Consider the following 15,578-nt stretch of genomic DNA (forward strand, 5'->3'; position numbering starts at 1 on the left):
GCACCCTGCGGAACCTCATCTGCAAGGTTGGTGTCTTGATATGGGTCGCAACTGTGCATGACCTCGTCGCATCTGCCTGGCAGATGGTGAGATCGCGAGATCTCGGGATCGCGCTGGATCGGATGGCCGAGCCGGAAAGCGCGGGTCCCCGTACAACCATCGCGCGCGCCGGGCCGTCCTAGCGGTGACGGTCGAACGATTTGACGGGGGATGGATGAACAAGAGCATCAGCGCTGTGCTCCGCACGCGTGCCACGGTCCTGCTGACGGCAGGTGGCGTCACCCTCCTCGGCATACCGGCCGTCGCCGCCGCCGAGAGCCCGGCCAACCTGTACGTGAACAACCGCCCGGACGCGCACTGCACCGACACGGGTGCCGGTTCGCCGGCCGCCCCGTTCTGCACGATCCAGGCGGCGGTGAAGGCCGTCGCACCGGGGCAGACCGTACGGATCAACCCGGAGACGAACTACGACGAGCCCGTCACCATCGACCGCTCCGGCGAGCCGGGCAAGCCGATCACCTTCGCCGTGGACGCGAGGGGCGACTCCCGGGCGCTCCTGCGCTCCGACGAGGGCCTGACCATCACCGGCGCCTCCCACGTGGTGCTCCGGGGGCTGACCCTCTTCGGCGGCGCGAAGATCAACCGTTCCAGCGACGTGGTGGTGGAACAGTCGGAGATCCACGGTTCCACCAAGGGCTTGAGGGTGGGAGACGGCAGCACGGACGTGCGCATCAGCCGGAGCCGCGTCACCAGCCCGCGGATCGAAGGCGGCAGCCGGGGCACCGTCCTCAGCCGGAACCTGATCGTCGGCGGAACGGACAAGCCGGCCGTCGTCGCGGACGCACCCGGTACGGCGTTCACCAACAACCACTTCGCCGGCGGTTGCGGAACGAGCCTCTCGGTCAGCGGCAGCTCGACCGGCTCGTCCGTGTTCAACAACGTGTTCCTCACCGCGGAGTCCGACTCCTCCGCGTGCGCGGCGGACAAGACCCGCACCCCCCTCGTGGTGGCGCAGAGCGCGACGTCCGGCACCCGGGCCGACTACAACCTGCTCGCGGGCAGCCCCAAGATCGCGACGGTCCCGTACACCTGGGCCGGTACGGCCTACAAGGACGCGGCGGCGTTCGCGGCCGCCACGGGCCAGGGCGGCCACGACATCATCACCCCCAACCGCGACCGCGTCGGCGTGATGGACGGCTCCCTCACCATCGACTCCGGCGACCCGACGGCGCCGGGCGCCCTCCTGACCGGGGACATGGACGGGAACCCGGTCGCGGACGATCCGCGCGTCCCCAACACCGGCAAGAACGGCGGGTACGTCGACCGCGGCGCCTACGAGACCGCCGAGCACCTGACCGACGCCTTCCTGTCGATCGACCAGGCATGGGCGCCGATCGGTACGAAGGTGACGGCGTACCCCGGCTCGGACAGCCGCTGGCCCAGCGGGCTGACGTACACCACGGACTTCGGCGACGGGACGCCCCCGATCGTCACCCGCCCGGGAGACGCCACCGACGGAGCGGCGACGCACGTCTACACCTCGCCCTGTTCGTGCGCCGTCACCGTGATCGTGGCCAATGCCCTGGGGACGAAGCTCTCCGCGTCGTGGCCGGTCAAGGTGACTCCGGCCGGTCCGCTGAACACCGTCTTCACCGCGAAGCCCGTCGTGCCGGTTCCCGACGACGAGATGTGGCCCGTCGCCCCGCTGACCTTCGAGCTCGACACGAAGGCCACCGCGGCGCCGTGGCCGATCCAGAACGTCGACGTCGACTACGGCGACAACACCTCCGACTCCTTCCATGCGCTGGATGCGTTCAGGCACACCTACAAGACGCCCGGCGACTACAAGGTGACCGTCACCATCCTCGACATCAAGGGCGGAACGTCCACGTCCACCCGCACCGTGAAGGCCGCCTACGCGCCGTCCGGCTACGTGGCCACCGAGCCGTTCCGCCTCATGGACACCCGCACCACGAGCAGCGCCGTCTCGGGTCCGGTGACCGTGACCCTGCCCGTCGGCCGGGCCGTGCCGGGCCACCCCCTCTCGAGCAGCATGGCCGCGGCGGTCGTCAACGTGACGGTGACCGGAGCCACGGAGGACACCCACCTGACCGTGTGGCCCCAGGGCCAGCCCCGTCCGGCGACCTCGAACGTCAACGTCCTCGCCGGCGGCACCTCCTCCAACACGGTCACCGTCCCGGTCGGCTCCAACGGCAAGCTCTACGCCCAGCTCAACTCGGGCCGGGCCTCACTGATCGTGGACTTCGTCGGCTACTACCAGCCGGAGACGGGGCAGCGCTTCAGCCCGCTGGCTCCGACCCGCGTCCTGGACACCCGCACGATGGGTGTCCCCCTGTCCGGCGCCAAGACCCGCACGGTGAAGGTCGCGGGCGTGAACGGCATCCCGGCGGACGTCACCGCCGTCGCGCTGAACCTGACCGGTACGGGTGCCAAGGAGCAGGCGCACGTGATCGCGTACCCGGATCCGGCGAAGCGTCCGGCGACGTCGAACCTGAACGTGGAGCCGGGCAAGGACAAGTCCAACCAGGTGATCGTCCCGGTCGGCCCGAACGGCACGATCACGCTCTTCACGAACACCGGCTCGACGCACGTGATCCTGGACGCGGTGGGCTACTACGGCAAGGACGGCAAGGCCCTCTTCACTCCCGTCGTCCCCAAGCGCCTCGCTGACACCCGCACCACGGGCAAGGTCGCCCCGGGCGCCACGACCACGGTCTCGGGCCTCCCGGCCAACGCCCTCGGCGCGGTCCTCAACATCACCGCCACCGACACCACCGCCCCGGGCTTCCTGACGGCGTACGCCTTCGGCGGCACGCTCCCGGGCGCCAGCAGCCTGAACACGCTGCCCGGCCGCACGGTCCCGAACCACGTGACGACCCCCGTCGCGAACGGCAAGGTCAGCATCTTCAACAGCTACGGCGGCCCCAACCACGTGATCACCGACCTCCTCGGCTACTTCACCGCGAACTGAGACCGGCCGACCGATCTTTCTCACCCCCTCGTACAACCATGCGAGGGGGTGAGCTGTCTTCCAGACATCGGCCAGTGGCAGCCCCAACTCCCGAAGGAAGTCCTCCTGTTGCCTCCCACTCGTACGACGACGGTCCTGCTCGCCGCAGGCCTCGTCACCCTTCTCGGTGTCCCGGGCGCCGCGGCCGCCGAGCCGGCCCCGTCCGCCCTCTACGTGAACCGTGCCGCCGCGAACTGCACCGACGGCGGACCGGGTTCGCAGGCGGTGCCCTTCTGCTCGATCTCGAAGGCGGCCAAGGTCGTCGAGCCGGGCCAGACCGTGTGGGTCGACGCGGCCGTCTGGCACTACAAGGAGTCCGTCACCATCGACCGTTCCGGTGAGCCGGGCAAGCCCATCACCTTCGACATCATCCCCGGCGAGCCCGACCCGGATACGGGGGAGGTGTCGGACACGTACGCGACGGACGGCCTGACCATCAGCGGCGCCTCCCACGTAGTGGTCCGCGGGCTGACCACCGACGACGGCATCCGGGTCCACGGTTCCACCGATGTCGCGCTGGACGGGATCGGGAACGGGTGGGGCCAGATCCACGGCCTGGTGGTCGGCGGCGGGAGCGAGGACGTGCGCGTCACGCGGAGCCGGCTGCACAGCGCCCGGGTCGAGGGCGGCTCCCGGAACACGCTGTTCGGCCGTAACACCTTCTTTGCGCAGAATCGTCTGGAGGCGGCCGAAGTCGTGGACGCGCCCGGCACCGTCCTGACCAACAACACGGTCTACAGCGGCTGCAAGGAGGGCATCGGGGTCAGTGGCGGCTCGACCGGATCCAAGGTGTTCAACAACCTGATCTACCCCGCCGATTATTGCTCGAACTTCGAACCCTTCCGGAGCATCGGCGTGTCGGAGAGCGCGGCGGCCGGAACCGCCGCCGACTACAACCTGATCACCGGCGGCCTCGGACAGAACAGCCCCGTGCGTACGCCGTATCAGTGGGCCGGTACCGGGTACAGGACCCCGGCGGAGTTCACGGCCGCCACCGGCCAGGGCGCGCACGACATCGTCGTGGCCTCGCGCGACGGAGTCGGTGCGCACGAGACCGGGTCCCCCACCGTCGACTCCGGCGATCCGACGGCGCCGGGCGTGCTGCCGACCGACATCCACGGGGGACCGACCGCGGACGACCCGCGGGTCCCCAACACGGGCAGGGACGGCGGGTGGATCGACCGTGGCGCGGAGGAGACGCAGGACCGTCTGAGCATGGTCTGGTCGTACGTCTCGCAGAACAACTGGGCTCCGGTCGGCACCGCGGTCGGGGTGAACATCTCCACGGACAGCAACTGGCAGTCCACGCTCACGTACCACGTCGACTTCGGTGACGGGACGGCCCCGGTCGTCAGCAAGAAGAACTTCGTCGAGCACGTCTACAGCTCGCCGGGCGTGTACAACGTCAAGACGAAGGTGGTCACGGCAGTGGGGCGGGAGGTGGCGGGGTCCACGCGGACGACGAAGGTGACCGCACCCGGTGTACTGACCGCGGACTTCACCGCCACACCGGTCCTGCCGACCACCATCGACACGGGAAACCGGCTCGCTCCGATGACCGTCCGCATCGACACCCCCGGTGCCACGGTGGCGCCGTGGCGGGTGGGTTCGCAGAAGGTGGACTTCGGCGACGGCACCACCTCGAGCCGCAAGGGTCTGGAGAAGGTGGATCACGCCTACAAGACGCCCGGCACGTACAAGGTGACGGTCAGCCTCACGGACGTCCAGGGAGCGACGTCGACGGCCACCAAGACCGTGCAGGTCGACTACGCGCCCTCCGGGTACGTGGCCACGGAGCCGCTCCGAGTCCTGGACACCCGTACCACGAACACCCCCATCAAGGGCGGCTCCGCCCATCCGGTGGCCGTGGTCGGCTGGGGAGTTCCGGACTACGGGCTCAGCCGGAGCGTGAGCGCGGTGGTCCTGAACGTGACGGTCACCGATGCCACGGAGGACACCCACCTCACGGTGTGGCCGTCGGGTCAGTCGCGCCCCGCCACCTCGAACGTGAACATCGCCCGGGGCGGCACCTCGTCCAACACGGTGACCGTGCCCGTGGGTGCTGACGGCAAGATCCAGGCCCAGCTGAACGCGGGCAAGGCCGCACTGATCGTCGACGTCGTCGGGTACTACCAGCCCAACGTCGGCGAGAGGTTCTCTCCGCTCGCACCGACCCGGGTCCTGGACACCCGTACGTCGGGTGGCGCGCTGTCCGCCGCCAAGACGCGCACGGTGAAGGTGGCCGGCGTGAACGGCATCCCGGCGGACGCCAAGGCGGTCGCCCTGAACCTGACCGGTACGGGTGCCACCCAGCCGGCGCACGTGATCGCGTACCCGGATCCGGCGAAGCGTCCGGCGACGTCGAACCTGAACGTGGAGCCGGGCAAGGACAAGTCCAACCAGGCCATCGTCCCGGTCGGCCCGAACGGCACGATCACGCTGTTCACGAACTCCGGCTCGACGCACCTGGTCCTGGACGCGGTGGGCTACTACGGCAAGGACGGCAAGGCGCTCTTCACGCCGGTCGTGCCGAAGCGCCTCGCGGACACCCGCACCACCGGCAAGGTCGCCCCCGGTGCCACCACCACGGTCTCCGGCCTCCCGGCCGACGCCCTCGGCGCGGTCCTGAACGTCACCGCGACCGACACCACCGCCCCGGGCTTCCTCACGGCGTACGCCTCCGGCGCCACGCTGCCCGGAGCCAGCAGCCTCAACACCCTGCCCGGCACCACGGTCCCGAACCACGTCACCACCCCGGTCGGCGCCGGCGGCAAGGTGAGCATCTTCAACAGCCACGGCGGCCCCAACCACGTGATCACCGACCTCCTCGGCTATTTCACGGCGAAGTAGCCGATCACGTCAGGCATCGTGTGGGCCGGAACCCTGACCGGGTTCCGGCCCACAGTCTTTTTGCGCAGACGTCGCAATTCGACATTTGCGCGGGAGAATTCTCGGTGCGCAGGCCGTTGACCAGGCGTTTGGCGCCATGGATGATGATCGGACGCGCCTGATGGCGTGCAGGTGAAGACGATTTTTCGGGGAAACGGGACGATTCCGTTCGCGCAATGCCGCACCCGTCCGAATCACCTTATGTCTCCTTGTAAGGAACCCTCCTGGTGCGTCCCTCCCGTGCGACGGCCCTGCTGACCGCAGGCGTCCTCGCCTTTCTCGGTGTTCCGGCCGCCACGGCAGCCGGGGCTCCGGCCGACCTCTACGTGAACAACGCGGCCGACGCCCATTGCTCGGACGGCGGGCCCGGTTCGCGGGCCGTCCCGTTCTGCACGATCTCGGCATCCGAAAAGGTCGTGAAGCCGGGCCAGACCGTGCGGATCACGTCGGGCACGTACGACGAGGCCGTCACCATCGACCGCTCCGGCGAGCCGGGCAAGCCGATCGCCTTCGTCGTCGAGGTCGCGGGCGGTGAGCAAAAGGCCAGGCTGGCCAAGGACCTGAAGGTGGAGGGTGCCTCCCACGTCGTGATGCGTGGGCTGAGCACCAGCTTCATGTGGGCCAACCGTGCCACCGAAGTCGAGTTCGACCGGATTGAAGCGCACCGCCTCACAGTGGGCGAGGCAAGTGCAGGTGTGCGTCTCACTCGTAGCGATCTCGACAACGTCAAGGTCGAGGGTGGCTCCCGGGACACGGTGCTCGCCCGCAACCGGATCTCCGCCTCGTGGGGACGTCCGATCAGGACCACCGACGCGCCCGGCACCATCGTCACCAACAACACGCTTACGTTCACTTGCGAAGCCGGTGTCTCGCTCAGCGGCACTTCCACCGGTTCGCAAGTGTTCAACAACAGGATCTTCCTGTCTTCCGAGCCCCTGTGCGAGTCGACCGAAGTGCCCATCGGCCTGCTGGTTGATCGCAGCGCGACATCTGGCACCCGTGCCGACTACAACCTGCTGCTCAACAGGGGGAACGGTCGGGACCTGGCCCCCTACAACTGGGCCGGTACCGCCTACGCCACGGCCAAGGCCTTCCAGGCAGCGACCGGTCAGGGCGGGCGCGATCTCAGGGTCACCGTTCCCTGGGAGAACGTTGCGGGGGACGGTCTCTTCGGAGTCGACTCCGGTGATCCGACGGCGCCCGGCGTGCTGCCGTACGACTACTACGGGAAGCCGGTCACGGACGACCCCAGGGTTGCCAACACGGGCAGGGGCGGCGGGTACATCGACCGCGGCGCCGTCGAGACCCAGGACGAGATGCCACGCGTCCGGCTGCAGTTCGACACATGGGCCGCCCCCGTCGGAGCCAAGGTGACCGCCACCGCGGTCGGAGAATCCTCCTGGAAGACTCCGCTGACGTACCGCTTCGACTTCGGCGACGGGACGGGCCCGGTCGACACCACCAAGCCCACGGCAGCCCACGTCTTCACCTCGCCGTGCTTCTGCGAGGTGAAGCTGACGGCGGTCTCCGACACCGGACTCACGTCGTCCACATCGGAATGGATCGATGTGGACCCGGCCGGCCCGCTGACCGCCGACTTCATCGCCGGGCCGGTCCTGCCGACCGTGACCGACGAGGTCCCCCCGCTGACGGTCTTCGTCGACGGCAGTGTCGGCAGTACGACGCCGTGGCCGGTGACGGGCGTGGACATCGACTTCGGCGACGGTACCCGCGTACACCGCGATCGCCTGTGGGCCGAACGGCACACGTACCGCCGGCCGGGTGCGTACAAGGTGACGCTCACCGTCCACGACTCCAAGGGTGCGCAGTCCAAGGCCGTCAAAACGGTGCGGGCCGACTACGCCGCATCGGGTTACAAGGCGCTCCTGCCGGTCCGTGTGGTGGACACCCGGACGACGGGTGCACCGCTCCAGGGGGGTGCCCCCCGTCCCATCGCCTTCAAAGGGCGGGACGTTTCCATCGGTGGAGGCGAGACCGCAGTCGTCGTCAACGTGACCGTCACGGATGCCACCGAGGACACCCACCTCACCGTCTGGCCGTCCGGTCAGCCGCGTCCGGCGACGTCGAACGTGAACGTCGCGCGGGGCGGCACCTCGTCCAACACGGTCACCGTCCCGATGGGTGCCGACGGCAAGATCCAGGCGCAGCTCAACTCCGGCAAGGCCTCCCTGATCGTGGACCTGTTCGGCAGATACCAGCCGAACACGGGCGAGAGGTTCTCTCCGCTCGCACCGACCCGGGTCCTGGACACCCGTACGTCGGGTGGCGCACTGTCCGCCGCCAAGACGCGCACGGTGAAGGTGGCCGGCGTGAACGGCATCCCGGCGGACGCCAAGGCGGTCGCCCTGAACCTGACCGGTACGGGTGCCACCCAGCCGGCGCACGTGATCGCGTACCCGGATCCGGCGAAGCGTCCGGCGACCTCGAACCTGAACGTGGAGCCGGGCAAGGACAAGTCGAACCAGGCGATCGTCCCGGTCGGCCCGAACGGCACGATCACCCTGTTCACGAACTCCGGTTCGACGCACCTGGTCCTGGACGCGGTGGGCTACTACGGCAAGGACGGCAAGGCGCTCTTCACCCCGGTCGTGCCGAAGCGGCTCGCCGACACCCGCACCACGGGCAAGGTCGCCCCGGGCGCCACGACCACGGTCTCCGGCCTCCCGGCCAACGCCGTGGGCGCGGCCCTGAACGTCACCGCGACCGACTCCACCGGCCCGGGCTTCCTGACCGCCTACGCCTTCGGCGGCCAGCTCCCCGGGGCCAGCAGCCTGAACACGCTGCCCGGTGTCACCGTCCCGAACCACGTCACCACCCCGGTCGGCCCCGGCGGCAAGGTGAACGTCTTCAACAGCCACGGCGGCCCCAACCACGTGATCACCGACCTCCTCGGCTACTTCACGCAGGGCTAGCCCCGGCACGCAACGAACGTCAGTGGGGCAGCTCCGCCGGAGCTGCCCCACCGGCGTTTCAGGGCCGGCCGCCCGCCTCGTGGATCTTCTGCCAGACCACGTCCCGGGTCACCGGCAGCTCCGTGAAGCGGATGCCCGTCGCGTCCCGCAGCGCGTTGGCGAAGGCGGGGGCCACCGGGTTGAAGGGGCTCTCGGACATCGACTTGGCGCCGAGCGGGCCGATGGTGTCGGAGGTCTCCATGAAGTGGACCTCCGTGCGCGGGACGTCCGCGTACTGCGGGAGGCGGTAGCGGCGGAAGGCGGCCGTGGTGACCTCCCCGCGCTCGTCCACCCGTACGGTCTCGAAGAGGGTGGCGCCCAGGGCCTGGGCCACGCCGCCCTCGACCTGGCCGCGGCACTGCATCGGGTTCATGACCTTGCCCGCGTCGGCCGCGATCTCGTCCAGCTCGCCCTTGTCGTACGCGGCCTCGTACAGCTCCTTGAGCGTGACGGCGCGTCCCGCGCCGTCGAAGGCCTCCGTGGACGGCTTGCACAGGTGCCGGGCCACGCCCGTGTGGCGGGCGGCGAAGGTCCGGAGGCGTTCCGCGAGGGAGGTCGCCGCCAGCAGCACGGCCTTGCCCGCCACGACAGTGCCGGCCGAGCCGAAGGCGCCGGTGTCGTGGCGGACGACGTCCGTGTCGGACTGGCGGACCGTGATCCCGTCCACCGTGGTGTTCAGGGCGCCCGCGGTGATCTGCCGGTGGACGGTGGTGGTGCCGTTGCCGAACTCGGCCGTACCCACCGGGATGTCGTACGTGCCGTCGCGAAGGAGCGAGACGCGTGCGTCGGCGAAGTGCCCGCCCGGGGGGCCGGTCGCGATCATCGCGACCGCCGTGCCCGTGCCGGTCAGCCAGCCCTCGGGAACGTCTTCGTGACTGCGGTCCTCGGCGATGGCCGTGCGGACGACGTCCATGCACTGCTTCATGCCGTACGAGGCGATGAAGAGGTCCTCCTCGTGGCCGATCGGGGTGACCATGGGGTCGCCGGGGCCGATGACGTTCTTCTCGCGCAGGACGAGCGGGTCCATGCCGAGTCGGACGGCGAGCTCGTCCATCACCGATTCGAGGGCGAAGAGGACCTGGCCCAGGCCGTAGCCGCGGAAGGCGCCCGCGGGGACGGTGTTGGTCTAGACGGAGTACGCCTCCACCTGCTTGTTCGGGGCCTTGTAGACCGCGAAGGACTCGCCGACGCTGTGGAACATGACGGCCGGGCCGTGGTTTCCGTAGGCGCCGGTGTTGGAGACGACCCGGATGCGCAGCGCGGTGAGGGTGCCGTCGGCCTTGGCCCCGATCTTGACGGTGATCTTGAAGGGGTGCCGGGTGGTGGCTCCGTGGAACTGCTCGGGCGACCGACGGGGATGCGCTGGCGGAGGCGCTGGGGCACCTGGAGGGCGCCCGGTGGGCGGCGGGGCCGGGCGGGGCGGTGCTCCACGAGGGTCCGGACGGGCCCGATGCCAACGGGGCCGCTGCCGCCGGGGAGGCCGCCACCGCCGATCTCGCCGACCGGCTGCGCGCCGTGTGGCCGCTGCTGCAGGCCTGCGCCGAGCCGGGGGCCGACCTGCGGCTCGGCGTGGGCGCGCGGACGGCTTCGGCCGAGGGGCTACGCGCGTCACTGTGCCAGGCGCGCTTCGCGCTGACGGCGGCGGACGAGGCGGTCGCGGTCCGCGGGGTCGAGCAGCTGGACACCCTGGCCGAACTGCTGTCGGGGGTCCCGCCGGAGGTGCGCGGGGTGTAGGTGAACACGGTCCACTACCGGATCGAGCGGGTGGAGGCGCTGACCGGCCGCGACCTGTCGCGCCTCGACCACAAGCTGGACCTGTACGCGGCGCTGCGCTGCTAGGCACAGGCCCTTCGACGGTGGGGCTAGAAGGCCAGGTCGATGTGGACGTCCGTGGACTTCACCCGGGCCGTCACGGTGACCCCGACCGCGATGCCGAGTTCCTCGACCGACTCCCGGGTCACCACGGAGACCAGGCGGTGCCGGCCCGACTGGATCTCGACCTGGGCCACGACCGCGTCGACCCGGACGGCGGTGACGATCCCGGCGAAGGAGTTGCGCACGGAGGTGGCGGCCGCCGGCTCCGGCACCGGATGCAGACCGGCGCCCCGCTCCTTGGCGAAGGCGGCGAGGGCCGCCCCGTCGACGGTGCGCACCCCCTCGGGCGACCGGCGGGCGGGCAGCCGCCCCCCGTCGGCCCAGCGGCGGACGGTTTCGGGGCTCACGCACAGCAGACCGGCAGCCTGCCCTATCGAGTACGACGGCACGCCCGCAGCCTAGTGGCGCAGCGGGCCCCGGCAGGCCGGGTCCGGGCAAGAGCAAAACGTTCCTCACCGGACAAACAGGTCAAGGGGCGTAGCGTCGTAGGAGCCACCGGAAAACGAAGGGTGCCGCCGATGTCCGTCCCGTCCGTCCCGCCCACCTCGCCCGTCCTCCCCGCCCTCCCCGTCATCGTCGGGTTCGACGGGTCGCCCCGGAGCCTCGCCGCCGCCCGGTGGGCCGCCCGCGAGGCCCTGGCGGCCGGGGCGCCGCTCCGGCTGCTCCACGTCGGCCAGGCCTGGCCGACCGTCCAGCCGATCTCCCCGGAGTTCCAGCCCGTGCTCGGCGCGAACGAGTCCGCGGCGCGGGCCGTACTGTCCTCCGTCGTCGCGGAACTCCGCGCCGCCCACCAGGGCCTGGACGTCGAGGCGACCACGGCGGAGGGCGGACCCGGCAACGAGATCCCGCGGGCCGCCGCCGGGGCGAACGCCGGGCTGATCGTGCTCGGCGCGAGCGGCGAGGAACGCCACGTGGTGCCACTGCTCGGCTCCACCGCGCTGCACGTCGCGGGGCGCGCCGAGGTCCCGGTCGTCCTGGTACGGGAGCCCGCCGAGCGCGCCCCGCACGGACGCGGGGTCGTCGTCGGGGTGGACCCGGCGGGCGACTACGCCGCGGTCCTCGACTTCGCGTACGCCTGGGCGGCGCGGCACGCCCTCCCGCTGTGCGCGGTGCACGCGGTGCAGACGGGCCCGGCCGCCCCGGAGCCGCTCGAAGCGGCAGTGGCCGCGGCCGGTGCGGCCCACCCGTCGGTGCCTACGCAGTGCGTGACCCGCTCGGGCGACCCGGCGAAGCTCCTGCTGGAGGAGTCCGCCGATGCCGACCTCCTGGTCGTGGGCCGCCGCCACCACCGCCCCCTGCACGGCATGGGCCCCACGGACCACGCGGTGGCCCACCACGCCCACAGCCCGGTGGCCCTGATCCCCCACGGCTAGCCCGTCTCCGGGACTTCAGCCGCGCACGAACCGGAGGTCGCCCTCGGGGACCCGCTCCCGGGGGCCGGCCGAGCGGAGCACCACGTCGAGGACCCGCTCCGGATCGGCGGCGTAACAGTTCGAGAACCACGCCATGTTGGCCTCCACGACCACCACGGTGCCGCCCGCGAAGCCGACGTCCACGGTCACGGCCGTCGGCAGGCCCGCCCCGGCCCCCGCGAGCAGCCGGGCCGCAAAGGCGCGTACCTCCGCGGCCCGGGGATCCTCGTCCAGCGGGGCGGGGTCCAGCCGTCCGTGGACGGCGTAACGGCTCCCGGCGGCGATCTCCCCGTCCAGCAGGAACAGCCGGTACTCGGCGGCGAAGTCCACCACCCCGGAGACCAGCACCGGGGTGTCCGGCGGCAGTTCGGGCAGCGCGGCGCCGTCCGCGTACACGGCGGCCGGGAAGGACTTCTCGCGCGGCGGTTTCACGAAGGCCGGCTCCCGCAGCACCTCCCGCGCCTCGCCCAGGCTGGTCAGCCGGATCCCGCGCCCGGTGGCCCACTCCGGCAGCCCGGCCAGCCACTCGTCCGGCGGCTCCAGCAGCCCGATCCCGAGCGCCCCGGCCACCCGCGCCCCGGCCGCGGGCCCGCCGCACCAGTACACGCCCCGCCCGGCCAGCCCCCCGACACCGGCGTCGAGCCCCCGCACCTCCATCCCCCGCCGCGCGGCCACCTCGCCGAGCAGCCCGGCCGTCGTGGTCCGCTGCCCGGGCACCAGGAACACCGTGTCGTCCATACGGTCATGGTGATCGCCGGCCGGGCGAACAGGAAGGCCGGGAGCCTCCTCACCGCCGCAGCAGCACGATCACCGACCCCCACATCGTCAGCAGGACGTTGCCCAGGGCGTACGGGACGGTCGTCCCCAGGGCCGGGATCTGGCTGCGCGCGCGTTCCGTCAGGGCGCCCAGCGCGGCCGTCGTGGTCTGGGCTCCGGCCAGGGCGCCGAGCAGGATCGGGAGGGGGAGGCGCTGCACGAAGTGCCCGTAGGCGAATCCGGCCAGCAGCGGCACGGTCGTCACCACCGCCCCCCAGAGCAGCAGCGGCCAGCCGGCTTCGCGCAGGCCCGGGACGAAGCTCGGGCCGGCGTTGAGGCCGACGACCGTGACGAACACGCACAGGCCGAGCGTTCCCATCAGCCACTGCGCCGCCGACGGCAGGTTCCCGTACGTCGGGTACTTGCTCCGGATCCAGCCGAAGACCAGCCCCATCAGCAGCGCCCCGGTGGAGGTGGACAGCGACAGCGGAGCACCCGCCGCGTGCAGCGCCGGGATGCCGAGGCAGCCGCCGAGGAAGAGCCCGAGCGCGATCCACACCATGTCCGTCGCGAAGCTGGTCGGCACCGGCTTGCCCAGCTCCGCCGCGGCCGCCTCCACCCGGCTGTGCGGCCCCGTGAGGACCAGGGTGTCGCCCCGCTCCACGGTGCTGTCGAGGCGGACCCGCAGATCGGCGCCGGCCCGCCAGTGCCCGTCGACGAAGACGCCCGGCATGAACTCCTCGTGGCGCAGGGTGCGGATGGTGCGGCCGCTGAGGTTCCGGTCGGTGATGACCACGTGCAGGGACTCGGTGCGGTAGGCGAGCAGCTCGAAGTCGTCCGTCTCCATCCCGATGTGCGTGCGCGCGTCGTACGCGACGAGGTCGCCGCGGACCGCGCTGACGGCCAGCACGTCCCCGAGCTCGACCCGGGTGTCCGGGGTGTGCTCCAGGATCTCCCCGGCGCGGCGCAGCCGGGTGATGTAGAGCCGCCGCCCGGCGGCCTTCTGCTCCGCTTCGAAGTCCCCGATCGTGCGCCCCGCGAAGGCCGCCACGTCGACGGCGTACGCGCGCAGCACGTGCTTGTAGTAGCCCTCCCCGGCGTCGGGGTCGTCCTCGGCGGCCTCCAGGTCGGCGGCGAGCACGGCGCTCTCCTCCGCGAGGTCCCGGCGCAGCAGGCGGGGCAGGATCCCGGCGAGGAGCAGCGCGGGCAGGACCGTACCGAGGGGGTACGTGACCGCGTAGGCGACGGCGATCAGATGGGACTGGTCCCGGGCCTCGTCCGCGCCGACGCCGGGCAGGTGGGCGATGGCGTCGGAGCCGACGCCGATGACGGCGGACTGGGTGAGGCCGCCGCCGAGCAGACCGGCGGAGAGGCCGGGCCCGTACCCGGCGAGGGTGGCGCAGGCCCAGGCGGCGGCGAGGCCGGTGACGCAGACGACGAGGGCGAGGACGACCTGGGGGAGGCCGTCCTTGCGCAGGGCGCGGAAGAACTGCGGGCCGACGTCGTAGCCGAGGGCGAAGAGGAACATGAGGAAGAAGACGGACTTGATCGGACCGTCGATCTCGACCTTGGCCTGGGAGCCGATGACCAGGCCGGCGACCAGGCATCCGGTGACGGCGCCGAGGGCGATGGACTTGTACCGGAGGCGGCCCAGCAGGAAGCCGACGGCGATGGTCAGGAAGATCAGCAGCTCGGGGTAGGGCCGGAAGATCTCGTCCCGGAGCCAGTCCATCCGTGTCCCCTCCCGCACCTCCTCGGCCGTCTAGGGAAACGGTATGTGCGGGTATGTCCGCCCGCACGTCCAGGGCGCCGCAGCACACCGCGCGGGGTCAGCGGGCGACGTGCTCCGCGAGGTACTCCTCCCAGGTGCGGCGGCCGATCGCCCGGCCGGGGGCGGTCAGATGGCCGGCGCGCCAGGCGGCCCCGATCTTGCCGGGGATCCGGACGGGCAGGACGGTGCGGCGCTTGCCGGCGGCGTGCAGCCAGTCCTCGGCGAGGCGGGCGGCCGGGTACACGGTCGGGCCGGCGAAGTCGGGCACCCGGCCGGCCGGGGCGCCGAGGGCCAGCTCGACCAGCCGGTCCGCCACTTCGCCCGCGTCGGCCGGCTGGCAGTCGGTGCCGGACGGCACGAGGACCACCGGGAGCTTGGACAGGGCCCCGAAGGCGAGGTCGAGCAGTCCGGGGAACTGGGTGGCCCGCAGGTTGGTCCAGCCGATCCCCGAGCCGGCGAGCAGCTGCTCGCCCTCCAGCTTGACCTTGTAGTACGGGTAGGGGATCCGGTCCACGCCGACGATCGAGATGTTGACGACGTGCTCGACGCCGGCCCGCTCCGCGGCCTCCAGCAGGTGGCGCAAGCCCGGGAGGTCGTTCTTGAAGTGCCGGATGTCGCTCGCGCAGTGGATGACCGTACCGACCCCCGCGAGCGCCTCGTCGAGCCCGGCGCCGGTGGTGAGGTCGCCGGTGCACCAGTCCACCCCCGCGTCGTCCGGCAGCGCGGTCCGGCGCGTGAGCGCGCGGACCGGGTGACCGGTGCGGCGGACCCGCTCCAGCACCTCGCGGCCGAGCATGCCCGTCGCCCCGGTCACCATGATCGTGTCGTTCTTCATCAGTCCCAGCCTTCCGAAGCCGCTGCCGCCGTCACTG

The 15,578-nt window shown here is 71.5% G+C and carries 10 protein-coding genes and 1 pseudogene; 6 read left to right on the forward strand and 5 right to left on the reverse strand.

Translation table 11 applies throughout. The features are described from left to right. The first annotated feature begins 214 nt into the window (after positions 1 to 214). From OG898_RS12900 to OG898_RS12910, 3 genes are all read left to right on the forward strand, one after another. Positions 215 to 2,992, forward strand: coding sequence for a PKD domain-containing protein (locus tag OG898_RS12900; RefSeq protein WP_266956863.1), 2,778 nt, complete (start codon positions 215 to 217; stop codon positions 2,990 to 2,992). Positions 2,993 to 3,040: 48 nt separating this feature from the next. Then, complete coding sequence (locus tag OG898_RS12905) at positions 3,041 to 5,881, forward strand: PKD domain-containing protein (RefSeq protein ID WP_266956865.1); 2,841 nt, start codon at positions 3,041 to 3,043, stop codon at positions 5,879 to 5,881. Between the two features lie 266 nt (positions 5,882 to 6,147). After that, positions 6,148 to 8,853 carry a PKD domain-containing protein gene (locus tag OG898_RS12910; RefSeq protein ID WP_266956867.1) on the forward strand — a complete coding sequence of 902 codons (2,706 nt, stop codon included), beginning with the start codon at positions 6,148 to 6,150 and terminating at the stop codon, positions 8,851 to 8,853. A 58-nt stretch (positions 8,854 to 8,911) separates the two neighbouring features. Here OG898_RS12910 and OG898_RS12915 read toward each other — a convergent pair. Next, positions 8,912 to 10,234 (reverse strand): annotated as a pseudogene (locus OG898_RS12915) (xanthine dehydrogenase family protein molybdopterin-binding subunit); the annotation flags it as partial. Between the two features lie 80 nt (positions 10,235 to 10,314). Between OG898_RS12915 and OG898_RS12920 the strand changes: the two are divergent. Both OG898_RS12920 and OG898_RS12925 read left to right on the forward strand, forming a co-directional pair. Then, complete coding sequence (locus tag OG898_RS12920) at positions 10,315 to 10,626, forward strand: hypothetical protein (RefSeq protein ID WP_266960488.1); 312 nt, start codon at positions 10,315 to 10,317, stop codon at positions 10,624 to 10,626. Continuing rightward, a complete protein-coding gene (locus OG898_RS12925) occupies positions 10,627 to 10,731 on the forward strand; it encodes a helix-turn-helix domain-containing protein (protein ID WP_266956869.1) in 105 nt (34 codons plus the stop codon). Positions 10,732 to 10,754: 23 nt separating this feature from the next. Here the strand turns inward: OG898_RS12925 and OG898_RS12930 are convergent, their stop codons facing one another. Further along, positions 10,755 to 11,156 carry a molybdopterin-binding protein gene (locus OG898_RS12930; RefSeq protein ID WP_266956871.1) on the reverse strand — a complete coding sequence of 134 codons (402 nt, stop codon included), beginning with the start codon at positions 11,154 to 11,156 and terminating at the stop codon, positions 10,755 to 10,757. A gap of 129 nt (positions 11,157 to 11,285) precedes the next feature. On the opposite strand from OG898_RS12930, the gene OG898_RS12935 reads away from it, so the two are divergent. Further along, positions 11,286 to 12,140 carry a universal stress protein gene (locus OG898_RS12935; protein WP_266956873.1) on the forward strand — a complete coding sequence of 285 codons (855 nt, stop codon included), beginning with the start codon at positions 11,286 to 11,288 and terminating at the stop codon, positions 12,138 to 12,140. A 15-nt stretch (positions 12,141 to 12,155) separates the two neighbouring features. Here the strand turns inward: OG898_RS12935 and OG898_RS12940 are convergent, their stop codons facing one another. From OG898_RS12940 to OG898_RS12950, 3 genes are all read right to left on the reverse strand, one after another. Further along, positions 12,156 to 12,917: an ATP-grasp domain-containing protein gene (locus OG898_RS12940; protein WP_266956875.1), complete on the reverse strand. Its 762-nt coding sequence runs from the start codon at positions 12,915 to 12,917 to the stop codon at positions 12,156 to 12,158. A 49-nt stretch (positions 12,918 to 12,966) separates the two neighbouring features. Next, entirely contained in the window at positions 12,967 to 14,667 is a 1,701-nt protein-coding gene (gene aspT / locus OG898_RS12945) for an aspartate-alanine antiporter (protein ID WP_250738505.1), read from the reverse strand. Between the two features lie 97 nt (positions 14,668 to 14,764). After that, positions 14,765 to 15,541 (reverse strand): SDR family oxidoreductase, encoded by a 777-nt coding sequence (locus OG898_RS12950; RefSeq protein ID WP_266956878.1) that lies wholly within the window; start codon positions 15,539 to 15,541, stop codon positions 14,765 to 14,767. Positions 15,542 to 15,578 lie beyond the last annotated feature (37 nt).

The sequence above is a fragment of the Streptomyces sp. NBC_00193 genome (genome assembly GCF_026342735.1).
Lineage (GTDB): Bacteria > Actinomycetota > Actinomycetes > Streptomycetales > Streptomycetaceae > Streptomyces > Streptomyces stoeckheimensis.